This window comes from Glutamicibacter arilaitensis Re117 (assembly GCF_000197735.1).
In the GTDB taxonomy this organism is placed as follows: Bacteria; Actinomycetota; Actinomycetes; order Actinomycetales; family Micrococcaceae; genus Glutamicibacter; species Glutamicibacter arilaitensis.
Window position 1 is genome coordinate 983488 of sequence record NC_014550.1, and the last position, 23885, is coordinate 1007372.

At 58.3% G+C, this 23885-nt stretch carries 25 protein-coding genes and 1 pseudogene; 13 read left to right on the forward strand and 13 right to left on the reverse strand.

Translation table 11 applies throughout. The annotated features are described in order from the left end of the window. Nucleotides 1-2 precede the first annotated feature (2 nt). Nucleotides 3-803: an inositol monophosphatase family protein gene (locus tag AARI_RS04915; protein WP_013348232.1), complete on the forward strand. Its 801-nt coding sequence runs from the start codon at nt 3-5 to the stop codon at nt 801-803. On the opposite strand, the gene AARI_RS04920 is transcribed toward AARI_RS04915, so the two are convergent. Beyond that, on the reverse strand, nt 800-1411 hold the full coding sequence (locus AARI_RS04920; protein ID WP_013348233.1) for a hypothetical protein: 612 nt from the start codon (nt 1409-1411) through the stop codon (nt 800-802). The two genes, AARI_RS04915 and AARI_RS04920, sit on opposite strands and share 4 nt — an antisense overlap. Before the next feature lie 206 nt (nt 1412-1617). On the opposite strand from AARI_RS04920, the gene AARI_RS04925 reads away from it, so the two are divergent. Beyond that, entirely contained in the window at nt 1618-1974 is a 357-nt protein-coding gene (locus AARI_RS04925) for a hypothetical protein (protein WP_013348234.1), read from the forward strand. A gap of 114 nt (nt 1975-2088) precedes the next feature. Here AARI_RS04925 and AARI_RS04930 read toward each other — a convergent pair whose 3' ends face one another. From AARI_RS04930 to AARI_RS04940, 4 genes and pseudogenes are all read right to left on the reverse strand, one after another. Beyond that, nucleotides 2089-2538 carry an SRPBCC family protein gene (locus AARI_RS04930; protein ID WP_013348235.1) on the reverse strand — a complete coding sequence of 150 codons (450 nt, stop codon included), beginning with the start codon at nt 2536-2538 and terminating at the stop codon, nt 2089-2091. Nucleotides 2539-2565: 27 nt separating this feature from the next. Then, nucleotides 2566-2868 carry a sugar phosphate isomerase family gene (locus AARI_RS20345; RefSeq protein WP_322786118.1) on the reverse strand — a complete coding sequence of 101 codons (303 nt, stop codon included), beginning with the start codon at nt 2866-2868 and terminating at the stop codon, nt 2566-2568. A 127-nt stretch (nt 2869-2995) separates the two neighbouring features. Further along, nucleotides 2996-3370: pseudogene (locus tag AARI_RS20350) on the reverse strand (6-phosphogluconolactonase); the annotation flags it as partial. A 73-nt stretch (nt 3371-3443) separates the two neighbouring features. Beyond that, a complete protein-coding gene (locus AARI_RS04940) occupies nt 3444-4547 on the reverse strand; it encodes an ROK family transcriptional regulator (RefSeq protein WP_041649390.1) in 1104 nt (367 codons plus the stop codon). A 238-nt stretch (nt 4548-4785) separates the two neighbouring features. Here AARI_RS04940 and AARI_RS04945 point away from each other — a divergent pair, with 238 nt between their 5' ends. Both AARI_RS04945 and AARI_RS04950 read left to right on the forward strand, forming a co-directional pair. Next, the gene (locus AARI_RS04945) at nt 4786-5316 is read left to right on the forward strand and encodes a GNAT family N-acetyltransferase (RefSeq protein WP_013348237.1); all 531 of its coding nucleotides are present in this window, start codon (nt 4786-4788) and stop codon (nt 5314-5316) included. A 91-nt stretch (nt 5317-5407) separates the two neighbouring features. Beyond that, nucleotides 5408-7321, forward strand: coding sequence for a penicillin-binding transpeptidase domain-containing protein (locus AARI_RS04950; protein ID WP_013348238.1), 1914 nt, complete (start codon nt 5408-5410; stop codon nt 7319-7321). A 17-nt stretch (nt 7322-7338) separates the two neighbouring features. On the opposite strand, the gene AARI_RS04955 is transcribed toward AARI_RS04950, so the two are convergent. Further along, complete coding sequence (locus AARI_RS04955; RefSeq protein WP_013348239.1) at nt 7339-7938, reverse strand: GNAT family N-acetyltransferase; 600 nt, start codon at nt 7936-7938, stop codon at nt 7339-7341. Nucleotides 7939-8023: 85 nt separating this feature from the next. On the opposite strand from AARI_RS04955, the gene AARI_RS04960 reads away from it, so the two are divergent. From AARI_RS04960 to gatB, 4 genes are all read left to right on the forward strand, one after another. Further along, nucleotides 8024-8575, forward strand: coding sequence for a maltokinase N-terminal cap-like domain-containing protein (locus tag AARI_RS04960; RefSeq protein ID WP_013348240.1), 552 nt, complete (start codon nt 8024-8026; stop codon nt 8573-8575). An 84-nt stretch (nt 8576-8659) separates the two neighbouring features. After that, nucleotides 8660-8956 (forward strand): Asp-tRNA(Asn)/Glu-tRNA(Gln) amidotransferase subunit GatC, encoded by a 297-nt coding sequence (gatC, locus tag AARI_RS04965; RefSeq protein ID WP_013348241.1) that lies wholly within the window; start codon nt 8660-8662, stop codon nt 8954-8956. Beyond that, nucleotides 8946-10499 (forward strand): Asp-tRNA(Asn)/Glu-tRNA(Gln) amidotransferase subunit GatA, encoded by a 1554-nt coding sequence (gene gatA / locus AARI_RS04970; RefSeq protein WP_041648519.1) that lies wholly within the window; start codon nt 8946-8948, stop codon nt 10497-10499. Before gatC ends, gatA begins: the two co-directional genes overlap by 11 nt. A gap of 5 nt (nt 10500-10504) precedes the next feature. Then, complete coding sequence (gatB, locus tag AARI_RS04975; protein ID WP_013348243.1) at nt 10505-12013, forward strand: Asp-tRNA(Asn)/Glu-tRNA(Gln) amidotransferase subunit GatB; 1509 nt, start codon at nt 10505-10507, stop codon at nt 12011-12013. Nucleotides 12014-12227: 214 nt separating this feature from the next. Here the strand turns inward: gatB and AARI_RS20265 are convergent, their stop codons facing one another. Together AARI_RS20265 and AARI_RS04990 are read right to left on the reverse strand one after the other, a co-directional pair. Beyond that, entirely contained in the window at nt 12228-12353 is a 126-nt protein-coding gene (locus tag AARI_RS20265) for a hypothetical protein (RefSeq protein ID WP_013348244.1), read from the reverse strand. 747 nt (nt 12354-13100) lie between these two features. Next, nucleotides 13101-14408, reverse strand: coding sequence for an ISL3-like element ISAar19 family transposase (locus AARI_RS04990; RefSeq protein ID WP_013347368.1), 1308 nt, complete (start codon nt 14406-14408; stop codon nt 13101-13103). A gap of 1785 nt (nt 14409-16193) precedes the next feature. Here AARI_RS04990 and AARI_RS20040 point away from each other — a divergent pair. Together AARI_RS20040 and AARI_RS05005 are read left to right on the forward strand one after the other, a co-directional pair. After that, nucleotides 16194-16559: a GNAT family N-acetyltransferase gene (locus AARI_RS20040; protein ID WP_226910938.1), complete on the forward strand. Its 366-nt coding sequence runs from the start codon at nt 16194-16196 to the stop codon at nt 16557-16559. A gap of 60 nt (nt 16560-16619) precedes the next feature. Next, nucleotides 16620-17552: an aminoglycoside phosphotransferase family protein gene (locus AARI_RS05005; RefSeq protein WP_013348246.1), complete on the forward strand. Its 933-nt coding sequence runs from the start codon at nt 16620-16622 to the stop codon at nt 17550-17552. Nucleotides 17553-17973: 421 nt separating this feature from the next. On the opposite strand, the gene AARI_RS05015 is transcribed toward AARI_RS05005, so the two are convergent. Further along, nucleotides 17974-18318 carry an SdpI family protein gene (locus AARI_RS05015; protein ID WP_013348247.1) on the reverse strand — a complete coding sequence of 115 codons (345 nt, stop codon included), beginning with the start codon at nt 18316-18318 and terminating at the stop codon, nt 17974-17976. A 108-nt stretch (nt 18319-18426) separates the two neighbouring features. Between AARI_RS05015 and AARI_RS19155 the strand changes: the two genes are divergently transcribed. Further along, nucleotides 18427-19026 carry a maleylpyruvate isomerase N-terminal domain-containing protein gene (locus AARI_RS19155; protein WP_081461100.1) on the forward strand — a complete coding sequence of 200 codons (600 nt, stop codon included), beginning with the start codon at nt 18427-18429 and terminating at the stop codon, nt 19024-19026. Here AARI_RS19155 and AARI_RS05025 read toward each other — a convergent pair. Together AARI_RS05025 and AARI_RS05030 are read right to left on the reverse strand one after the other, a co-directional pair. Further along, nucleotides 18996-19673, reverse strand: coding sequence for an HAD family hydrolase (locus AARI_RS05025; RefSeq protein ID WP_226910937.1), 678 nt, complete (start codon nt 19671-19673; stop codon nt 18996-18998). The two genes, AARI_RS19155 and AARI_RS05025, sit on opposite strands and share 31 nt — an antisense overlap. Nucleotides 19674-19704: 31 nt before the next feature. Then, the gene (locus AARI_RS05030; RefSeq protein ID WP_013348249.1) at nt 19705-20151 is read right to left on the reverse strand and encodes a MarR family winged helix-turn-helix transcriptional regulator; all 447 of its coding nucleotides are present in this window, start codon (nt 20149-20151) and stop codon (nt 19705-19707) included. A 114-nt stretch (nt 20152-20265) separates the two neighbouring features. Between AARI_RS05030 and AARI_RS05035 the strand changes: the two genes are divergently transcribed. Both AARI_RS05035 and AARI_RS05040 read left to right on the forward strand, forming a co-directional pair. Continuing rightward, nucleotides 20266-21408 carry an MFS transporter gene (locus AARI_RS05035; RefSeq protein WP_013348250.1) on the forward strand — a complete coding sequence of 381 codons (1143 nt, stop codon included), beginning with the start codon at nt 20266-20268 and terminating at the stop codon, nt 21406-21408. A gap of 44 nt (nt 21409-21452) precedes the next feature. Further along, nucleotides 21453-22283 (forward strand): aldo/keto reductase, encoded by an 831-nt coding sequence (locus AARI_RS05040; RefSeq protein WP_013348251.1) that lies wholly within the window; start codon nt 21453-21455, stop codon nt 22281-22283. A gap of 389 nt (nt 22284-22672) precedes the next feature. On the opposite strand, the gene AARI_RS05045 is transcribed toward AARI_RS05040, so the two are convergent. After that, nucleotides 22673-22975 carry a hypothetical protein gene (locus AARI_RS05045; protein WP_013348252.1) on the reverse strand — a complete coding sequence of 101 codons (303 nt, stop codon included), beginning with the start codon at nt 22973-22975 and terminating at the stop codon, nt 22673-22675. 199 nt (nt 22976-23174) lie between these two features. Next, on the reverse strand, nt 23175-23840 hold the full coding sequence (locus AARI_RS05050) for a formylglycine-generating enzyme family protein (RefSeq protein ID WP_013348253.1): 666 nt from the start codon (nt 23838-23840) through the stop codon (nt 23175-23177). Nucleotides 23841-23885 lie beyond the last annotated feature (45 nt).

The window sequence follows — 23885 nt, forward strand, 5'->3', positions numbered from 1 at the left end:
AAATGGAACGTGCAGTAACTCATGATCCGCTGGTATTGGTTGCCCGTCGGGCTGCTGCAGCCGGCGCTGAGGTGCTCGGCCGCCGCGATGAATCGCAGTTCAACCTCACAGACAAGTCCGCGGCCGGGGACTGGGTAACGGACTTCGACCGTGCTTCGGAAGAAGCCATTCGTGCCACCATCCTGACTTCCCGTCCCAACGATGAGTTGACCGGAGAAGAATACCCCAGTGCGAAGCCAGCGAACCCCAGCGGCTTTCGCTGGAGCATTGACCCGCTGGACGGCACCACCAACTTCGTTCGCAATATTGCCTATTACTGCTCCTCGGTGGGCGTCTGCCAGCGCAACGCTGATGGCAGCGAAACCTGGGTAGCGGCGGGAATCGTCGCACCGGCCTTGCAAGTTGAGTACTTCGCGGGGAAGGGGCTGGGAGCGTGGAAGCAGGACCTGCGCACCGGAAAGCTCACCCAGCTCGCCGGCCCAGCAGAATCGGAAGCCAAGATCCTGGCAACCGGCTTTGGCTATGATGCCCAACGCCGCCAATTCCAGGCCAACGTCCTGGGGCAGATGCTTGAGGACTACGTCAATGTGCGCAGGCTGGGTTCAGCTGCATTGGACTTGTGCCTGGTCGCTGAGGGGTCCTTGGATGCCTACGCAGAATACGGCACGCAGGAATACGACTGGGCTGCCGGCGCCTTGATTGCCGAGGAAGCCGGGTGCCTGGTAGGACGCCCCTCGACCAACCCCGGCTGGCAGTACGCCGGACTGGTAGATCCAGCCAAGCTCACCGAACCGGAAGCTTAACCAAGTACGGTTGCCAGCCCTTGATGGGCATAGTGGATCACCACGCCAACAGCCACACCGCCGCACACCTGTGTGGCGGTGTGCTGGAAGCTGCGGATGCGAGCCCAGGAAAGCACCGCGATGAAGCACAAGATAAGCGGCATCAAGGCGGACTGCGCCCCGGCGATCTGCAAAATTACGTAGGTGCCCACCGCCAGGTGCACCGAAACCTTCCACCGGAAGTTGATCACCGCCACCACTGCCAACCCCAGCAGGATGCTGAGGACCTCGATGAAAATCCCGGCACCGGCATCCATCAGCTGGAGCACGAGCAACCCGCAGAGGATCAAACCTGCGGTGTAGGCGTAGATGCGGTGCCTCTGATGGCGCACGGTCACGTGCATGTCGGTGACCTTGCCACGCAGTTTTGCCCCGGCCAGGATCAGCCACGGAATAATCGTGGTGAACAGGGCGGCAACAACCGATTCGCTCCAGCGCACCGAAGAATCGCGCCAGGGGGTTACCAGCAGCAAGATGGTCGCCAGGATAATGGGGGAGAGCAGGTGCGAAACCAGTAAGGCAATTTTTCGCACTGTGCTGGTCGAGCTGGCTGCCGTTCTCTGCTGCATTGAGGACTCAGGCCTTGGGTGTGGGGAGCGGTTATCAGTCGCCTATGCGACTTATCCACTGTACATGCGCGAAGATAGTTTCAAACCGCCTTGCCTGCATCCTTCCCCGCAGGTCCTTTCATGTTCCTACTGCGCTTCTGCTGCGGGGAAGGTGAATATACGCTGAACAGAACGACCCGAAAATTGGTCTCTGGAGGGTAGGTAGCATGCGCAGCGTTTCATCGCTGATCATCAGAAACAGCATGATTTCAGCGGTGCTTGTTGCCGTGGCTGCGACCGGGATCTTGCTAGTCATTGCCACACCGAAGAGCGTCGCAGACAAATATTGTGAAGCTGAGCAGCCGCAGCTGATCTATGAAGAAGGCAAGCAGGGAACCAAAGCCACTGTCATGGCCGTGGCTCCGGCCTGCGAGCTGGACCTGCCCGAGGGAACCGAATATCCGCTGGCCCTGGGGCCGAGCGAAACCGTCTCGCGGCACAGAGCGGATCTGATGATTCCCGTTAATTCCGATGGATCCTTCAGCCACGAACTTCCGCTGGATGCCAGTGATTTGACCGGATAGCTCACCGGACTGATCGAGATGGAATCATCTGGCGGTGAATGCGCTGGCTTCAACTCATGCGCGGTACGCCAGTGGACTGTGCTCATCGAGCAGCAGGACCGCTAGCCGGCAGGCTCAGCCTTGCATCTTGACCAAATACTCGTTGCGGATCCGAATGAGCTTGGGCATGTACCAGCCAAGTACGAGGCGTTCTGCCAGCCATCCCAACGGACCCAACGGGGCGCTGAAATGGATCTTGTCCACCATCAATGTTCCATGCTCCAGCTCATGGAAATCATGGACGTGGTGGAAGGACTTGAATGGCCCGCGCACCTGCTGGTCGGTGAAGGTGCGCGGGGCCTGCAGATCAGAAATCCGTGAAGTCATCCTGAATGGAATGCCGAAATGCTTGGCACGCCAGGTGACTTGTTCGCCCAAGCCGATGCTTCCGCTGGTAACCCCGGCCACGGCTTGTTCTCCAGACTCGGCCATGGAGCCGGTATGCGCGTCGATGCTCAACGATTTTTCAAAGAGCTCGGCGCAGGGGGCGTCTGCGTGCGTAACGCATTCAAAGTAAACGGCCATAGCTAAAGTATGCCAGTGACTTGGTGGTTAGTGGACGGCGAGGTCTACAATGGTCAGCTCTTCGGCCGCGTCATCGTAGTATTCACGCAGCTTCAGCCCTGCGGCTGCTGCTTCGTCGACAACCACCACGGCGTCCTGGTGCAGCTGCAGCACCGAACCTGGGCAAGAAGCCGAGATCGGTCCCTCTACCGCTGCTGCGATAGCATTGGCTTTGCCCGCTCCGATGGCAACCAGAACCAAGCGGCCGGCATCCAAAATGGTGCCCAGCCCCTGGGTGACGCAGTGGGTCGGGACGTGCTCGACGCTCGAAGAAGCGGGCATTGTCTTCACGCGTGTTCGCAGCCAGCCGCTTGATGCGGGTACGGCTGCGCAGGGCGCTGCCGGGTTCGTTGAATCCCAGATGCCCATTGGATCCGATGCCAAGGATCTGCACCTGGATGCCTCCGGCCTGGGCGATGGACGCATCATAGTTGCGGGCCGCTTCCTCAATGGCCTCCACCGATTCAGCCATGCCTTGCGGAACGTGCAGGGACTGGGCGGGCAGGCCGATGGTATTGCAGACCTCGTTGACCAGGGTCTGGCGGTAGGACTGTTCGTGGGTATCGGGAATGCCGATGTATTCGTCCAGGGCGAATCCCTGGGCCTGGCTGAAATCAGCCCGTTCTTCCTGAACCGCACGAGCAAGCTCGCGGTACAGTCCCAGCGGGGATGAGCCCGTGGCGAGCCCCAGAACCGGATCTGCTCCAGCGCCGTGACGGGCTAAACCAGCCAGCACGTTTTCGGCCGCGATTCGTGCAACTTCGTCAGGGGTGGAACCTATGAGTACGCGCATGGTGTGCACTCTCCGATCTGTGGCAGTGATGATTTTTGGAAAATAAGGGCAAAATGGCGGGGCGGCCGGGGAACTAGGCAATTCCCAACTCGTGGAACAGCACGTTTACTGCGCTGCCGCGAAGGACCAGATGCTCTGGATCTTCGCTGAGCACGAGGCGGAAGTCGGAAGCGCGCGCCGTATGCGATCGCAAGGCCAGGGCCTCGTGCAGTGCTTGGGCCAGCGCCTGGTCGACGACATCGCGGGGGCCGGTGAAAATGACATTGCGTATGTCCAGGACCGACAACAGCGGAGCGACAGCGCTGGCAAGGTAGGCCGCGACCTGCTGGTCCAGCTGGTTTTTCGGCTGTCCCTCGGAGAGCGCCTTCCAGATGGCAGGCAGCGAAATGCAGGTTTCCAAGCAGCCGATATTCCCGCAGCTGCATTCGGCGGTGTCTTGGGCGTGCAGCCGCACATGGCCCAGCTCGCCGGCGGCGAATCCGGCTCCTCGCACCAAGGTGTTATGGGTGATGACACCGCAACCCACGCCACGGCCCAGGCGCAGCAGGATCATATGGCCGCTGCCCTGGCCGAAAGTGTGCTCGGCGAGAATTGCGCAGTCCGCGTCATTGAGTACATGGGTGCTGATGCCGGTCGCCTGCTCGACTGCAGAACGCAGGTCGTAATCGCGCCAACCGAACTTTTCGGCTGAGAGGACAATGCCCTTATCGGTCACGACTCCGGGGGAGCCGATGCCGATGCCCAGTACGGGGACCTGGCATTGCGCTAATGCGGTGTCGAGCAATTCCAAGAGCTGGTCTGCCGCGTCCTGGCCGGTTGCTCCGCGTCCCTGGGACGAGAAGCTTTGCAGGATGACCCCGTCCAGATCCATGATGGCTGCCCTGAAGGGGATTATCCCGGAGAGGTCTACGCCGATAATCCGCAGTCCAGGGCGGTTCAGATCGACCAGGGTGGATGGCTTGCCCGGGCGCTTGCCTTCTTGCGTCCCGGTCTCGATGACGTGGGACCGGTGGAGCAGTTCGGCTACCAGCTCTGAGACGGTGACACGGGTCAGCCCGGTGGCGCGTGCTAGATCTGCACGGCTCAGGGCGCCTTGGTCTGCCAGGGTTTGCAGGACCAGCGAGAGATTGTGTTCCCGTCCATGGGAGGGCAAAATGGCGCTGCCGTGTGACAGCACATTCCAGTCCTTGCGTGGGGAAGTCACAGGGTTAGTTAACTCTATTAACAAACTTCTGGGCAAGTTTCCGCCTCCGGAAATTGCACAGTATTTTTCTCCCAGCTCACTTCACTACAGATCAGCGGGGTATCGACGGGCAAAAAAAGGTAAAAATCATCGACTGCGTCCGCTGCGTCCGCTGCGTCCGCTGCGGCAGAACGCGGAAAAGCGTGTGAAGCCGTGGCAAAATTAGAGCATCATGACTGACGCGCAAACCTTTTCATTCAGCACTGGCGATTTGTCGATCGAGCTGGCGGCTCCCGAGCACTACCAGCGTGTGGGGGAGCTGACCGCAGAATCCTATTTTGCTGCCGGTCATTTCGACAGCCCGGATAACCAATACCTGCAATTCGTGCGCAAGGTGGCCGAGCGTGCAGCCCAGACAGAAATCTATGTGGTGCGCAGGGCCGGCGAGATCATCGGTTCCATGACCTTGATCCGTGCAGGCAGCGAGTATGCGGACATCGCCAGAGCGGACGAGCTGGAAATCCGCATGCTCAGTGTAGATCCGGCAGTGCAGCGCAGCGGTGTCGGACGGTTCATGGTGCAGGCCTCCATCGAACGAGCCCGGCTTCTTCCCGGAATCAACGCAGTCTCCTTGACCACCGGCAGCAGCTGGAAAACTGCCCGCAACCTGTATGAGTCGATGGGTTTCACGCACTTTCCAGAACGCGACTGGGTCGTGCCCAACACCGAGATCAAATTGGTTGTCTACGCCTACAGCCTGTAGGCACTGAATCAATCCCGAATATTTAAGATCAGTTGATGTCATCGGCGGACATGCGTTGTTCTGGCTCACGGCGCATGAATAGAATGGCGCCATGAGTGCTATTCGCCGAAGTGTTGTTGCCCTTTCCGTAGCGTCCCTTGTCATGGGTTCGCTCAGCGCCTGCAGCGCAGGTGCTCCCGATCCGGCACCTTCGGCTGATGCTTTGGCCTCGGCTATGAACAGCGGTGATTTCAGCGGCGTGCAATTCGCCGGTTCCAACGCTGAAGAAGCAGCCAAGGCATTGGAGACCGCCTTTGGCTCCATGGGCGAGATCAAGCATACGAGCACCGTGAGCTCGGCGGCCGAGGATGAAGAAGAGCAAGACGGCGTCAAGACAGCGACGGTCAATATCACCACGGTGTGGGATGTCGACAAGTCAGACAAGGACCTGAGCTACGACACCCAAGCCGTATGGGAATTCGATTCAGAGGCGGAAGCCTGGAAACTGCGCTTGGATCCAGCGATCTTCGCCCCGGAGTTTGAAAGCGGGGACTACCTCAAGGCAAGCTTCGAACCAGCTGCACGAGGCAACATCACCGATGCAGAAGGTGCAAGCATTGTCACCAACCGACCGGTGATTCGTGTTGGCATGGATAAGACCCACACCGAAAAAGAGAACTGGGAAAGCTCGGCAAAGAAGCTGGCCAAGCTCGTGGACATCGATGAAAAGGCCTATGCGCAACGAGTGATGGCAGCCGGTGAGAAAGCCTGGGTGGAAGCGATCGTCTTGCGCGATGACGCAACCCGGGAAGTCACCGACGCTGAAATCAAGGATATTCCCGGTGCCAACTTCCACAACGATGAGCTGCCGTTGGCTCCGACTCGTTCCTTCGCACGCCCGCTGCTGGGCAGCGTCGGAAAGGCTACTGCGGAGAATATTGAGAAATCAGAAGGAAAGGTCAAGGCCGGGGAGCAGATCGGCCAATCAGGTCTGCAAGCCGCCTACAACGACACCCTCGCGGGAACTGCCGGAGTTTCCGTCTCGCAGTACACCGCTGAGCATGATGCCGTAGCGGAACTGTTCACCACCGCTGCAGCAGCCGGTGAGGATGTAAAGACCACCCTGGATGTGAAACTGCAAGACGCCGCCGATGATCTGCTGGCCGAAGCTGACTCGAACTCGGCCATTGTGGTTATCCGCCCTTCTGATGGCAGCGTCCTGGCCGCCTCCTCGGGCCCGGTTTCTTCGGGGTTGAATACGTCCTTGCAAGGCTCCTATGCCCCGGGATCTTCCTTCAAGGTCGTCAGTGCCTTGGCGATGCTGCGTGATGGCGCAACACCGAGCACCAAGGTCAAATGCCCAGCGACCGCAGTGGTCGATGGCAAGAGCTTCAAGAACTATGACGGCTATCCTGCCTCGGCAGTTGGCACCATCCCGCTGGCCGAAGCCATCGCCCAGTCCTGCAACACCATCTTCGTGAATCAGGGGCAGGATATCGGCGGCAAGAAACTGGCTGAGGCAGCTGCGGCCCTCGGCCTGTTGGCAGAAGACGGAACCGGTACCGGCGCTGTCTTCGGTTCGGTGCCCGAAGACTCTGAAGGCACCACCCAAGCGGCGAACATGATTGGCCAGGGCGTGGTGGAATCATCGCCGCTGGGCATGGCCACCGTGATGGCCTCGATCCAGGCAAAGTCCACGGTGCAGCCCAAGCTCGTGCTGGAACCGGCACCACAAGCACCAGCCAAGCCGGCCTCCACGCTGACTGAAGAGGAAGCTGAGCAGCTGTCCACCATGATGGCCGAGGTCGTGGACCACGGAACCTTGAAGGACTTGAAGTCAGCAGGCAGCGGCAAGATCATCGGCAAGAGCGGCACCGCTGAATACGACAGTGAGAAGAACGCGCACGCGTGGGCTATCGCAGCCCAAGGCGATCTGGCGATTGCCGCGTTTGTTGAGGACGGAGATGGCGGCGCCCAGTCCGCCGGACCGCTGGTGAAGTCCATGCTGGAAGAAGCCGCCAAGTAGCGCAACGAAGTGCTGCCTCAACCCTGCCGAGCGAAATATTCGTGGGACAGCAGGCTGAGCAACACCTGGTCATGGAATTGGCCGTTGTGGAAGTACACCTCGCGTTGGCGCCCTTCGAGGGTGAACCCGGCCTTTTCGTATGACCGGATAGCTCGGGGATTGAACACTGCCACGCACAGGCTGATCCGGTGCAGCCCCAGTTCGCGGAAACCGTATCCGGTCATGAGCTTGATCGCGCGGGTGCCGAACCCCTGGCCTACGAAGTCCGGGCCGATCATCACCGCCAGTTCGGCGGCACGATGCGGAAGCACGCCGCCGTGCAAGGTGATGTGCCCGATGAAGGTTCCGGTGCCGCGCTCGAAAATGCTGAACCCGGCATCACCTGAATAGGGGATGTTGCGGCTCCACTGAGCGAACATTTCCGCCAGCGGAGCTTCGGGGCGTGGCTTGATGGTGCGTTGCTGGAGCACTGCCCAAGCCGGGGCGTTCCACCAACCGGCCATGTGCGCGAAGTCTTCCTGCTCAGATTCGCGTAAATCAATGACGGCATCGCGCAAGAGATTTTCGCCGTACTGCTGGGCCTGATCAATGCTGTTCCATCCCTGGGATGTCTCCATGGGCCCATCTTAGGAGCAATCAGCAGGCCAAAGAACTATTGCGCCAACTCTTGTGCCTAATCTGCGCAATTGAGAGACTATGCTCATGGGAATCGTCTACAACACCACTATGTCTCCAACCAAGGTCGAACTTGTGACCCAGTGGCTTAAGGAGCAAGATTTCTATGCCGGCCAAGGCGCACCGGAACTGGAGAATATCGGGGGATTCCGACTAGAAGATCCCCGCGGAGAAGTGGGAATCGAACTGCTGATTTTTGCAGATCATTCCGACACCTCCGATGTGGTCTACCACGTGCCGTTGACCTATCGCGATGCGCCTTTGGAAGGTGCCGAGACATATCTTCTGGGCACCAGCGATCACGCGATCTTGGGGGAGCGTTTCATTTATGATGCTGCCGGAGATCCGGTCTTCGCCGCCCAAGCCCGTGAACTGCTCGCCGGCAAGGTCAGTGCGCAGCACCGCCACGAATCGTTCACCGAAGATCCGCGGATCACGCTGTGCGCCGACACCGCAGGGAAAGACGCTGTGATTATCCGCCGTCCCGTTGCCAGCAAACCTGCCCAAGCAGGGGTGCTGGGGATCTGGGAGAACGCACTGGGCCAGGAACTGAGCGGTTTGGTATTGCGCACAGCATAACTAATGCATCGCATATAGGCTTTGGGGTGCTCGGGTAAGGGATAGACTTGTCTATGAAACCCAACCGCAATTCTAGGGAGATATATGTCTGCCATCAGCCGTGAGGACATTGTGCATCTGGCACACCTTGCCCACATCGAGATGAGCGACGCAGAGCTGGACAAAATGACCGGTGAACTCGACGCTATCGTCGGTGCCATCGCGTCCGTCAGCGAAGTCGCCGCCTCCGACGTCCCAGCCACCAGCCACCCGATCCCGCTGACCAACGTGTTGCGTGAAGACACGGTGGGGCAGACGCTGAGCATTGAAGAAGTTCTGCTCAACGCGCCGGATTCGGACTCGGACCGCTTCAAGGTCCCGGCAATTCTGGATGGTGAATAATCCCGTGAATGAACTGATTAAGCTTTCCGCCACTGAGCTGGCCGCCAAGCTGCGCGCTGGCGAAACCACTTCCGTCGAAGCAGTCCAGGCCCACCTGGACCGCATCACCGAGGTTGATGGCACCCTGAACGCCTTCTTGCACGTGAACGCCGAAGAAGCGCTGGCGGTAGCCGCAGAAGTTGACGCCATCCGTGCCGCCGGCGGCTCCGAAGCCGAAGCACTGCACCCGCTGGCCGGCGTGCCCATCGCCATCAAGGACCTGATCGTCACCAAGGGACAGCCAACCACCGCGGCATCGAAGATGCTCGAAGGCTGGATGAGCCCTTACGACGCGACCGTGATCGAGAAGATCCGCGCGGCCAAGCTGCCAATGCTGGGCAAGACTAACTTGGATGAATTCGCCATGGGTTCCTCCACCGAGCACTCCGCCTACGGCGTGACCCGCAACCCGTGGGACCTGAACCGCATTCCCGGTGGTTCCGGCGGCGGTTCGGCCGCCGCGGTGGCTTCCTTCGAGGCTCCGCTGGCGCTGGGCACCGACACCGGCGGCTCCATCCGCCAGCCAGGGGCGGTCACCGGCACCGTGGGCGTGAAGCCTACCTACGGTGCGGTTTCGCGCTACGGTGCCATCGCCATGGCCTCTTCGCTGGACCAGATCGGCCCGGTCTCCCGTACCGTGCTGGACTCGGCCTACCTGCAGGAACTGATCGGCGGGCACGACCCGAAGGATTCCACCTCGCTGCCCAAGGACCTCGAAGGCCTGGTGTCCGCCGCTGAATCCGGTGCCGCTGGCGACCTGACCGGCCTGCGCATCGGCGTGGTCAAGGAATTGCAGGGAGAGGGCTACCAGGATGGCGTGCAGGCACGCTTCGACGAGTCCCTGGAACTGCTCAAGGCAGCCGGCGCTCAAATTGTCGAGGTTTCCTGCCCTAACCTGAAGTACGCACTGGGTGCCTACTACCTGATCATGCCTTCGGAAGTCTCCTCCAACCTGGCCAAGTTCGACGGTGTGCGCTTTGGGCACCGCGTGCTTCCAGAAGAAGGCCCGATGACCATCGAGCGCGTCATGGGTTCCACCCGTGCCGCCGGCTTCGGCGACGAAGTCAAGCGCCGCATCATCTTGGGCACCTACGCCCTGTCGGCCGGCTACTACGATGCCTACTACGGCTCGGCGCAGAAGGTCCGCACCCTGATCCAGCGCGACTTCGACGCCGCTTTCGAGCAGGCTGACGTGCTGGTTTCCCCGACCACGCCAACCGTGGCTTTCGAGCTGGGCGCGAACGACAACGACCCGCTGGCCATGTACCTCAACGACGTGGCCACCATTCCGGCCAACCTCGCTGGCATCCCGGGCATCACCGTGCCTGGCGGCCTGTCCGAGAACCTGCCGGTGGGCATCCAGTTCCTGGCTCCGGCCTACGAAGATGCCCGCCTGTACCGTGCCGGCGCAGCACTGGAAACGCTGCTGGAAAAGCAGTGGGGCCACTCGCTGATTTCGCAGGCACCAGCCATTGACACCGCTTCGATCGCGCAGGAGGCCTAGGCACCATGAGCAACTACACCGATGAACTGGTCGACTTCGATACGGCACTGGATCGCTACGATCCGGTCCTGGGCTTCGAAGTCCACGTTGAGCTGAACACCAAGACCAAGATGTTCTCCGATGCGCCCAACGCTTTCGGCGATGCCCCGAACACCAACGTCACCCCGGTGGACCTGGGCCTGCCCGGTGTCCTGCCGGTGGTCAACAAGACCGCCGTGGAGTACTCCATCCTGATCGGCCTGGCACTGAACTGCCAGATCGCGCAGAAGTGCGGCTTTGCCCGCAAGAACTACTTCTACCCGGATACCCCGAAGAACTTCCAGACCTCCCAGTACGATGATCCGATTGCCTTCGACGGCTACCTGGACATCGAACTGGAAGACGGCGAAGTCTTCCGCGTCGAGATCGAACGCGCCCACATGGAAGAAGACGCTGGCAAGCTGACCCACATGGGCGGCGCCACCGGACGCATCCAGGGTGCGGACTACTCGCTGGTGGACTACAACCGCGCTGGTGTTCCCCTGGTGGAAATCGTGACCAAGCCAATCGTGGGCGCCGGCAAGCGCGCCCCCGAGCTGGCCAAGGCCTACGTGGCCGCAGTGCGCGAAATCGTGAAGAACCTTGGCGTTTCCGACGCCAAGATGGAACGCGGCAACGTGCGTTGCGATGCCAACGTTTCGCTGATGCCAAAGGGCGCAGACAAGTTCGGTACCCGTACCGAAACCAAGAACGTGAACTCCCTGCGCGCGGTGGAGCACGCGGTGCACTTCGAGATCGAGCGCCACGCGGCAGTACTGGATTCCGGGGCGAAGATCGTCCAGGAAACCCGCCACTGGCATGAGGACACCCGTTCCACCACTTCGGGTCGCCCGAAGTCGGATGCCGATGACTACCGCTACTTCCCGGAGCCGGACCTGGTGCCTATCGTCACCACCGCCGAATGGGTTGAAGAGCTGCGCGGCCGTCTGCCGGAGCCTCCTGCTGAGCGCCGCAAGCGCCTGAAGGCCGAGTGGGGCTACGCGGACAAGGAATTCCGCGACGTGGTCAACGCTGGTGTGCTCGACGAGATCGAGCAGACCATTGCCGCTGGCGCCAGCGCCGCGGTGGCCCGCAAGTGGTGGATGGGCGAGATCGCCCGCCTGGCCAAGGCCGCGGACAAGGACATCGCCGATCTGGGCGTAACTCCTGCGACCATCGTTGAGCTGAACTCGCTGATCGAAGCGAAGAAGATCAACGACAAGATCGCCCGCCAGGTCCTGGAATTCGTCATCGCTGGCGAAGGCACCCCGAGCGAAATCGTCGAGAAGCGCAGCTTGGCTGTTGTGAACGACGATGGCGCCTTGGGCAAGGCCGTGGATGATGCCATGGCTGCCATGCCTGATGTGGTCGAGAAGATCAAGGGCGGCAAGATGCAGGCCATCGGTGCGCTGATGGGCCCTGTCATGAAGGCTACCCGCGGACAGGCCGACGCCGGCCGCGTGCGCGAAATCGTGATGGAGAAGCTGGGCCTCTAAGCCACAAACTCCAAAGCTCTGACGCCAGCCCCCGGGCCTTCCCAACAGAGGAAGTCCGGGGGCTGTCGCATTTCGAACCTTGGTTCCACTACTGGACCAAGGAAGCGGCCTCGAAGACCGCTAAGAAATAGAAATACGTATCTCTTTGTAGATGCGTACGTCCGATGATGACTTTCGAAAAACGATCCTCGTAAAAACGGAACTTCAGGCCGGTCTAGATGTACAGCCCGATAATGCCGCCCACACAGCTGAATGCGCCGGCAATGCCGATCCTGCGAATCACGAATTTGACCGCGTTCGCCGGGGTCGCGAGATAACGGACCAGGGCTTCGAATCCCATGCCGCCAGCGCCGCCAAAACCGAGGCAAGCACCAATGATTTTCTCGACTTGAGGGTGAAGCCATCCCGCAGGCTGAGCGACATTCAGCCCAGTTCACGGTTGAACGGTGATGGCGTTGGCCGTGCCCAGAGCGCGAACGGATTCTCCCGCAGCGTTCAGGGTGTGAATTCCAAACTGGTGATACATCAGGCATTTGAGGCTACCTGCATGTCATCAAACTGATTTCGCAATTCTCCTAGCGATCTACAATTTAGCGGGGTTTACCATTGGCATCAATAAACTGTATGTGAGATTTATGTATTATTAACTTTTCGCCGGAAGGTGAATAAAAAAACCCGACAGATGGCTGTCGGGAATTTTTCTACGAAGTTAGCGTAAATTGTCAGTCTCCCTCATTGCTCTTCTCATCTGGGGTTACTCTGGTGAGCGACCGCTCAGCAATTAGGGTGCTGATAAGTAGAGTGCCAGCGCTGATCAGGAGCGCAAGATAGGTGGGAGCGCTGGAAGTGCCTTCAAGGAGCCAATTCGTGATCAGAAAAGCGACAAAGGCAATGCCCATGCAGACGAGCAGAGAGCCCCATTTCGTTTTCTCGTCGACACCGTGCCAAAGCGGCAATGACTCATTGTTCTGCCTGTTTCCGAGTCCAAGCCAAGTTAGCATGCGTCCCACTGCTCCTTCATTGTGATTCGGTCAGTCCGCCACGAGGTTGCAATTTATCGGTAAGCCTCAAGACAATATCGGGCTCTTCAGGATTGAGGGTGTAAACGCCGTCTAAACCCACCGGTCTCCAACAACGACCGGGCGATATAGTGCGCCAGATTCTTGAACCCCAACGCGATACCTCGCAGATGCTCCAACCTGCCATTCAAAGCCTCGGTAGGACCATTCGAACTACCAATATGATCAAAGTACGCGAGAATGTCCGTCTTCCTCCTGCGCAGGGTGCCGCCGAGCTTTTTCAGCTCCGGCAACCCTTTCGGTACCTTCGTGCCAACTTCGTTGATCAGTTGCTCCAAGGCCCACCGTCCGACCTCGGGCTTCGGTTGCCGGTAGGCATCCACCATCTTCTGATACACGCTCCAGACCAATTGAACCGGCTCATACTCCGGCTCCTTGAACAGGTCTTCAAGCTTGGTCTTCTGCTTTTCCGTAGCCAAGGATAGTCCCGTGGTCAGCGTTCGCCTGCACTTGTAAAGCGGGTCATCCTTGCGTCCTCGACGCCCATGTTGCTCACGTTGAATCCGTTGCCGGGTCTGGTCCAGCGCCTCGGAACCTAGTTTGACTACATGGAATGGATCCAACACCTCCACCGCGTGGGGTAGCTCCTCGACGGCAGCTGTTTTGAAGCCGGTGAAACCGTCCATTGCGACGACTTCAATGCCCTGTTTCCATTGTTCTTCTTGATCAGCCAGCCAGGTTTTGAATACAGCTTTGGATCTTCCAGGGACCATGTCGATCAGTCGTGCGGTACCGGTGCCGTCACGCACCGCGGTGAGGTCCACAATCACGGTGACGTATTTGTCGCCGGTTCGGGTATGCCGCCAAACATGTTCATCGACTCCCAGCACTTTGACCCCGTCGAAGCGGGTTGGATCATCAATCAGTAAGCGTTGACCTTCAGCCAGCACAGCCTCATTGGCGGTATTCCAGGTGACGCCGAGGCCTTCGGCAATTCGGGAGACTGACAAGTGGTGGCAGACCAGTCCAACCAGCGCCCAGCGTAGCCCGGTCCTGCTGATTTTCTGGCGTGGCGCTACTGCTTGGGACAGCTCTTCACGCCAGACTCGTTGGCAATTGGCGCAACGGTAGCGGCGGTGTTTGATGACTAGGACAGTGGGACGCCAGCCCAATGGTTCGTGGGCGAGGCGGCGAGTGACGGTATCGCGTGGAATGCCTGCTGCTCCGCAGGTTTGGCACCAAGGGATCGGGTTGGTGACGTGGCAGAGGATTTCGGCTTTCGCTGCGCTCAGGTGTTGCCCGATTGCGGTCAGTCCCAAGCCGTCAAGATTGGTGAAAGTGGTGAGGTCTGGTGCGGTGAAGGTAGGATTGAGCAACGTCGAGGTCTTTCGAAAATGGCTAGTGTAGTAACTTCCATTCTTCTGGAAGACCTCGACTTTTTCGTGCTCGGCGACATGCCCGGGAATCGGGGTGTTGGTTTCAGGTGGTTACACTCTTATTCCTGAAGAGCCCAATATCGATGCTACATAGTTGGTCGAATGATGACTATGATCCATTCGGATGATCCTACTGACTAAAGTTTATTTAACCCTTTTCCGTAACTGGTAGATACTGCTACGGGATTCCTGAGCTTCTTCTCGCAAAGCTTCACGGTGCGGGGTCGATCAGCCATTGGTTAGAAACTTCGAACTCGTCGAGGCTGGAGGAATCGCAATGATCGAAATCAAACGGGTTGATGCACTGGGCCGCTTTGAGCCATCGGGCATTGCCTCGGTTCTCTTTGGCAGCATTGCATAGGACTCCGCCTACTTCACGAAAGATCAGGGAACTTTGGCGCCGACGTTTGCTCACATGATCATCCCGGAACGTTTCTACGTGGCGTTGTTGGACGGAGTTCAAGCCGCCATTGCAAGTCTCACCGAAGCTGTTCAGAAGGGCTTCGCACCAGGTCGAGTCGAATTCAAGAGCTATTTCGGAACATGGCACGGGCTGGTTTAGACGATCGCATACGCTGATTCGAATCTAGACTGGGACAAGTGCGTTGAGGGGGGGAAAATTAGCCTGTCTTGGATTCGACGTCATTGTCCCTCTCGACGCCACACGAACTTTCGATCTGGCGGGGCCCGATGGCACAGTCATTCCGGCAGCTACTCTGATGCAGGTGACAGCTACAAATCTTCACGGTGATGGCTTCGCGCAGGTGATTTCGACGCAAGACGTTTTGGAGTCATTGAAGGAAACCTGAAAGGTCAGCAGGTAGATGGCCGGGTACGGTCGCAATGGGATTCATATCGATGCTGACTAAGTCCGATTTATATTCCGTAGGCTTGCCCCCGAACATCTCGTTCAGGTAGATGCGCCCGGAAGGCAGCAGTGCAATTCTCGCGTTTTACCCAGCGCCGGCTTGCAGTTCCCGAATCGCCGGGGCTATGTCCGGGCACTTTCATGCTGTGGTAAATAAGTACCAAGGTCTTAGTGGCAGCCTGTAGATTATGCGCTTCGAGTGGCAAACCAGGGAAGGCAACATTGCGATGCGCAAGACCCTTCTCCGAGCTGGATTCATCATGGAGACACATTGTCGGATGGGATGGCCTTCAGGGGGCAGGCGGTATCTCTCATTGGTTGCCCATGCAATACTGCGCCAGGACTGGGCATCTGGAACCACAACCCGGTTCGACTGGGAAGACGTAAGATTCTAACCCCAATAATACCCACGCAGGTGGACGAATTTATTCCGCTGTCTCTATGAAAGAATTTTCTCCGATGCTATCCTGAGCAGACTTGCGTAGATGGTTACGCGGGAATCTGACAGTTGGAGTTGCGCTATGAAGTCATGGCCTAAAGTTGCGGCACTAGCCTTGTTGCTGGCAGCAATGCTCGCGCTGCTAATTTTCCAGTGGGTACCGGCCATAGGTTTCCTTCCTGCTGCTGGGGCTTTGCTCATGTGGGAGCGTAACTCGACGATGAATCCTGCGACAGCTAAGGGCGGCATGAAGCCGCCGCCCACAAATTGGCCCAAGTAATTCACCAAGGAGTTTTGCGTAGCAATTTCCGTACGCCGAGCAGATGAAGCAGATATCCCTGCTATCCAGGGAATCGGATTACTGACGTGGCCGGCAACTTATCTCCCTTTTACTTCGCCGGGATTTGTCCTAGCTAATCTGAATTCCTGGTGGACGGAAGAAGCGGTACGGCAGACCGTTGAAGAAGACCTGACCTTCGTGGCATGCGTCGGCGAAAAGGTATTGGGTACTTTGACTTTGGGGGAGTTTGAAGGCGAAGCAGTGATTTGGAAGATCTACGTTCTTCCTGAAGCGCAAGGCAAGCGAATTGGTCTTGCACTCATGAACACCGCGTTGCAACATGTCGGCGATCGTCACGATGTACGTCTTGAATTCGTCAAGGGCAACGAACATGCACAGGGATTCTATGAATCCGCGGGCTTCACTTTTGACTTCGAAGAAGACCCCGGGGACGGGAGCACGACAGTTTGGATGCGCAGGAAGGCTCCAGCCCCAGTCTCCTAAATCTCTCAGATACCAGCTCGGCGGATGGTCGAGCAATCAATACGGGATTAGGATTAAACGATGAGCAGGACATCCGCCAACAAGCCGGCAATGCCTGAAGCTGAAATCGCTATCGGCAGCGATCTGGTCCGCGACCTCATCAGCACCCAGGCCCCACAATGGGCTAGTGAAGAAATCACTTACCTGGCCACGGGCTGGGATAACGAAGTGTTCAGGCTTGGTTCGGAACTGATCATCCGGCTGCCTCGTCGAGTGCTGGGCGAAACCATTGGAGCGAAAGAACGCAAATGGCTCCCAGAACTCGCCTCGGCATCCGGACTTGAGATTGGAGTCCCGCTCTTTGAGGGCAAGCCGACTTCGGACTACCCATTCACGTTTTCTATTTGTCCTTTTGCGCACGGGAGTAGCGCCGCAGAAATGAAGCGTCGCCAAAGGGACGCGTACGCCAAAGAATTTTCCGGGCTTCTCAAAATGCTTCACCAACCAGCTCAGCCGGATGCTCCTGCCAGCGAATTCCGAGGCTGCCCGCTGGACACGGTCGATGCCCGAACACGCCTGCAAATCACACAGCTGGCAACAGAGTTGCAAGCACCGGCATCCAAGCTTTGGGACGAAGCTCTGGCAGCAGAAGTATATGCGGGGCAACCGGTCTGGCTGCATGGTGACCCACATCCGCACAACACGATCGTTGATGACTCGGGAAGTCAAGATTCCACGGTGACACTGGTTGATTTCGGAGATCTCTGCATTGGAGATCCGGCCAGCGATCTTGGCATGTTCTGGATGCACTTCAGCCCTGCCGGAATTTCGGAGGCATTCGACCAGTACGGAGCAGAACCATACAGCCCGATCTGGCGTCGTTCTCGTGGTTGGGGACTGCGATATGCAATGCTGACCGCCGGCCTCGGCCCTAATGACCTTTTGGGCATCGTTGGCCGAGAAACATTGGGAATCCTGCTAGCCGACTCCGATTCGCCTGCGATTGCCGGATAGAGAAGCTACTCTGTTACTGTCCCTCGACCAGTTCAGGTCCGGAGCACTAAGAAGCATACGACTGGATCATCGCGGGAATCGCAGCTAAAGTCGCGAACAGCCCAAGTAACCCAATTCCGTACCCCACTATCAGGGCGCTAATAGCTAGCCAACGGCCCCTCTGACCTGAGTGCGCAATCCGGTTCAATGCAACATGACCAGCGCCCACCGCAAAGACTGCCAACCCTGAAGTTGTAAAAAACCAAAGACCTGCCACAGCCATCACGGCGAATACGAGGGACATGACCGACAGCCTGTTCAGGGTGGTTGCTTCTGAACCAAGCACGTTCTCATGGGCAGGCATGGTGTTCCTCCGTGTTTCCGTGCAAAGTTCGTATTCTTTTAATTGAGCCTAGCCTTGACCTTCAGCTCAAAATTGTGACTATTGGTTTGCCAAGATCTTTCGTGCGGCTTTGGTTCCTTTGACTGTTCCATAGAGGATGCCGGCTAACAGCAATAAGCAACCGAGGATAATAGCCAATGATTGCGATTCTAGATTCGGTAGGAAAACTGCAACAATGGTGAGCACGATGGCTCCAATGGTACCGGCTAGAGACGGATTTCTGGCTGCTTTATGGCCAGCTAGCCAGGTCTGTTCGTCGGTCATGATCGTCGGCGTTCTGATTCCCGCTATGCTGTTGATGCCGATGCGTCCATCCGCGCAACGTACGATGACGAAGACGAGGAAAACGTAGCTGGCAACAAGTAGCAGTACGGCAAATATCATCTTTCCAGTCTAGATTGAGGATTGCCTGAGTAGGGAATTCGGCATTAGCTTGGCTCTTGGCTTGTCCGGCCATCCTTGGATTCTTCCGTGAGTTAGGCGGACGAGAGCATGCAACACGACAGCAAATTGCCTGGTTGGTCCGTAGGCCATGTGCTGACGCATCTTGCGAGAAATGCCGATGCACATGCACGGCGTTTGGAAGGAGCCTTGAACGGCGAGGACGTTCCCAAATACGCCAACGGTGCAGAGCAGCGTCGCCAAGAAATTGAGGTTGGTGCGCGGAATGCAGCATCTGAAATCTTGGCGGATCTTGAATCGAGCGTTCGTCGTTTAGACGGTCTTCTTGAGCAAAGCGAACAGGCTCACTGGCCTAACGTCGGTTTCATGGGCGGCGGGCACTACGGAGTTGGTGGTTGTCCAGCTCATCGCCTGCGCGAAGTCCAGATGCATCTTGTAGATCTTGGGCTGGGATACTCGCCAAGCCAGTGGCCCGAAGAATACGCAACGTGGGATCTGGACAACCTGCTGGCCACGGTTCCCGAACGCTTGGCGAGCTCGGAAGCGCGCACCATGATGGTTGTGTGGCTGGCCGGGCGTGGTCCGCGAGGCGAGGAATTCACCTTGGGCCCTGAGGCTGATCTGCATTGCTTGTGGCATCCAAATGGCCCTGGCCTCAGCTATTTTTGCGTGAGAAGCCCGGGTAGCTGATCCATGTTGGTAAATACTTCAGCAGCGCCCGCAGCCAAGAGCTTTTCCTCGGTGCTGCTGATGGGTCCACCCGGGCAGTAGCCGAAGACCGTAGCTCCTGCCGCAACACCGGCGGTCACTCCGGTGACTGTATCTTCGACAACTGCTGCTTGGCTCGGATCAATATGCAGGCCAGAAGCAGCTGCCAGATAGACATCGGGCGCAGGCTTGCTCTGGGCATACTCCATGCCGCTATAGACCCGGTTGCCGAAAAAGGGCGCCATCCGAGTTATCGATAGCTGCATCTCGACCTTGGCCCGGTCGGCTCCCGTGGCGCAGGCGATCTTTTCGCAGTAGGCGGCAGATATCTGCTTGACGGCTTCCAAGGCACCGGGCACGGCTTGCAAGTTTTCGCGCAAGGCCACATCGCGGCGTTGCCTGAACCCGGTAATCCACTGCTCATCAATCCGCACACCGGTATGCGCAAGGATGGGCTCCCACTGGTCCTTGAGGGCCTTGCCGATGAAGATACTGATGCATTCTTCCTGGCTGATGTCCCATCCCAATTCAATGAGCATCTCTCGGAGCACTGCGTTTGTGATGGACTCGGAATCCACCAGTACGCCATCGCAATCAAAGAGCACAGCGGAGAATTTTGGACGCGGCAAGTTTGATCCTTCCTGCGGAATCATCGATTGGCTAAGCGGCAGAGAACTCGTGGAGAATGCGGGCCAGCGGCGCCAGCTCGGGCTGCTCCTCGGCCTGCTTCAACACGCGTTCCAGCGTGGCATCGTGGATGGGCTTGGCCTTCTGGTACAGCTCGTGCCCAGCGGCGGTGAGTTCGGTGTAAATGCCGCGGCGGTCATCAGCGCACAGCACGCGCGAGAGCAGATTGCGATCTTCGAGCCGAGTGACCAGGCGCGTCGTTGCGCTGGGGCTCAGGGCTGTGGCGCGGGCCAGCTGCGCCATGCGCATATGCCAGCCATCCTGCCGGTTCAAGGCGTCCAATAATGTGTACTCGACCACAGAAAGTCCAGCCTGGGAGGTTAGGTCTTTTTCAAGTGCGGCATCGATTAATCCGTGTAATGACGCCAAAGTACGCCATCCGCGGGCACGGATTTCGACAGCATCATCTGCGATTCCCATGGGTTCCTCCAAAAATACTTGCTTGCGCTGGTTAGTTGCGCATGCAACGATAGTATTCTTCGCGCAATAACAAGCGTGTGCAACTAATTTATCTAGTCTATCAGGAGTAACGCTATGCCGCTCGGTCTTATTGCGTTAGCCATCATGGGACTCTTGCCGGACGTCGCAGCAGACTTTGCTGTCAGCGAGGCCGCAGCTGGCTGGCTCATTTCCGGATATGCTCTCAGCGTCGTGGTTGGTGCACTAGGCCTGACCGCAGCCACCGTCCGCTTGCCGCGCAAGCCGGTGCTCGTGGGCTTGCTGGTGCTCTTCATTCTCGGCAACTCGCTCACCGCCATGGCCTCGACCTACGAAGTGGCCATGATCGGCCGCGTCATTGCCGCCCTGTGCCACGGTGCGTTCTTCGGCATCGGCGCGGTCGTGGCAGCTGACCTGGTCCCAGCCAACAAGAAGGCCGGCGCCATCGCGATCATGTTCACGGGCCTGACCGCCGCCAACGTGCTGGGTGTTCCCTTTGGAACCCTGCTGGGGCAGCACTCCGGCTGGCGCTCGACCTTCTGGGCCATCTCCGGCATCGGCGTAATTGCCTTGATTGGCATCCTCGTCCTGGTGCCAGCCATCAAGCACGCTGCTGAAGGCATCTCGCTTCGCAAAGAACTTGGCGCCTTCACCTCACTGCAGGTTTGGCTCTCCTTGGCGATCACCGTCCTGGGCTACGGCGGAATGTTCGGCGCTTTCACCTACATCGCCTACACCTTGACCGAGGTCACCGGATTCAATGAGACCAGCGTTCCCTGGCTGCTGATGCTCTTCGGCATTGGCCTGTTTGCCGGCAACTGGATCGGTGGCCGCATGGCTGACAAGAGCATCGACCGCACCTTGCTGTTCTTCATTGCCGCCTTGCTCGCGGTACTGATCGCCTTCGCTGCATTGGCAAGCAACCCGGTGGCCACCATGGTGGCCCTGTTCCTGATGGGCGGCTTCGGCTTCGGCACCGTTCCAGGACTGCAGAGCCGCATCATGCAGTTCGCCGGATCGGCTCCGACCTTGGCCTCTGGTGCCAATATTGGTGCCTTCAACCTCGGCAACGCACTCGGCGCGTGGGCTGGAGGCCTAGGCATCGCCGCAGGACTGGGCTACACCTCGCCGATCTGGATTGGTGCCGCAATTACGGTCGCCGCACTGCTCGTGGTTTTGGTCGCCATGTCACTGGCCAAGAAGTCTGCAAAGACGCCCGAGTTGGTTCCCGCCTGCTAGGCCCAAAGATTTTCCACACCGTCAACAATTTCAAGGAGTTAAATATGACTACCGCCATCCCCACCATCACACTGAACAATGGCGTTGAAATGCCGCAGGTAGGTTTCGGAGTATTCCAGGTTCCCAACGAAGAAACCACCGCAGCGGTTAGTGCCGCGTTGAAGGCCGGGTATCGCAGTATCGACACCGCATCCATCTACGGCAACGAAGAAGGCGTGGGTGCAGCACTGGCTCAGTCCGGCATTGCCCGCGAAGACTTGTTCATCACCTCCAAGGTCTGGATCTCGGACATGGGCTACGAGCAGACCTTGGAAGCCTTCGAAGCCAGCTTGCAGCGATTGGGTCTGGACTTCCTGGATCTGTTCCTGATTCACTGGCCAGCACCGGAGAAGGATCTTTATGTTGAGACCTGGAAGGCGATGGAGAAGCTGTACACCGATAAGAAGATCCGAGCCATCGGGGTTTCAAACTTCCAGCCAGCGCACCTTGCCAAGGTGATCGCCGAGGGAAGCGTCATTCCGGCCGTGAACCAGGTGGAACTCCATCCGGCCCTTCAGAATCGCGAAGTGATTGCAGCCAACGCGCAGCACGGTATCGTCACCGAAGCATGGAGCCCGCTGGCTCAGGGCGCAATGCTCACCGATGAAACCATCGTGGGCATCGCTCAGGCGCATGAGGTGTCCGCGGCTCAGGTCATCCTGCGCTGGCATCTGCAGCAGGGCCGGGTGATCATCCCGAAGTCTGTCACTGAATCACGCATCATCGCCAACTTGGACCTATTCGGCTTCGAATTGACCAGCGACGAACTGGCAAGCATTGATGCCCTTGATCGCGATGGACGCACCGGCCCAAACCCGGACGCCTTCAACGGCTGATTTGATGACAACAACCTAGATGCTGCCCGTGCCCTCAACCGGCCACGGGCAGCAACTCTGGCTTGGATGGTCCGGGGCGTTGCGAACGCCGCGTTCTAGGCATCATCCCCATGTGGATCGGAATGACCGTCTAGTCGGCATCGGCACGAGCGGCCGGGTATGCCAGAACCTGGTTCGCCAAGTCGCCCCAGCCGATGGCCAGCATCGAACGCATTAGCGGCGACTACCTCATTGGCGAGGGCGATCATCAAATAAGGAGACCATCGACAGGGCCTGAGTAACAAAGTTGTTGCCTAGACCAATTTGCCCGGACTAGGCAACAACTGTAGCGGTCCTCCTATGGGACTCTGAACGTGTCATGTCCTACATGTCAGTCAGCCGCTGCGTGACTACTGCCTGAAGTAGGGGTCATTGGCAGAAGACGATCCTGCCTCTGTTGGTATCCAGCCGTGGAGTCGAGTCATGCCGATCCCGCCTTCATAGGTGTATTCGACCCAGATCACGGCGTAGCGGTCGTGGCGATTCGCTTCTGTCCACGCGAGGACGTCAACAATGCTTTCTGCGTCTTCAATTCGGTTCTCGTAGCAGACACGGTCCTCGTCCCAGAAGTCCACCCGATACACGGGATTCGGGTTTTCCTGACTGACGTATCGAGGATCAACGAGAGTTGCCCTGATCTTTTCTGCACTCATGCACACAATCTATCGCGCTCGAGCGTAATCAAGCAGGCGTTCTAGAGCCGTCCCAAAAAGGGAATCTCCTGTGGGACACTCGCCACAATGTATATGGGCTGTCCTGCATTGGTCACTCTCAGTATCGCCGGGGCGTCCACCCCGATGGCAGCATGCCAGTGATCTTTCCCCGTTCAGAATCAACCTCGGCTGACCAGCCTTACGCTGCCTGTTCCTCATCGAAGGCACCCCGGGCCATGCGCAGACCAAGGTCTGGGTGGCTCATCCCAGGCGCACCACCGCGACGCGTCGAAGCCCGCACGCTCCACGACTTATCAGCAAAACCTCCCCCACGGAAGACTCGGTAATCGTCGTAGCGGGCCGGATCGAGTAGATCCCAGCACCATTCCCAGACGTTTCCAAGGGTGTCGTGGAGTCCGAAGGCATTGGGTAGTTTTTGACCAACTTCCTTCGGGTTCTCTAGCTTGTCATCCGCTGTCCACCCAATGGCATCGAGGGAGCCATAATGTGGCCCCACGGTGCCAGCGCGGCACGCGTATTCCCATTCGGCTTCGGTAGGCAGGCGGTACCCGGAGGCGTTGGTCTGCCAACTTACCTCGCCTGCCTCGAAGATGTATGCAGGGGCAAGCCCTTCATTGATTGACGCTGCATTGCAAAACTTGATGGCTTCCAACCAATTGATATCTACCAGAGGTGCTTGGGAACCTGTTTCGCTAGTACCCATCAGTTGCCCGTACTGCGCCGTGGTGACGGAGATAGCCCCAATTTCGAAAGGTTCTAGATCGACGGTCCAGCGGCGTTTCCGCCGAGCGTCGTGCAATTCTACTTGTCCGGCCGTTAACGGACGGAGGTCAAAGGTAGGCATTCCATAATGTTCCCATACCGTCCCATAAGCCGAACCTCCAACGGG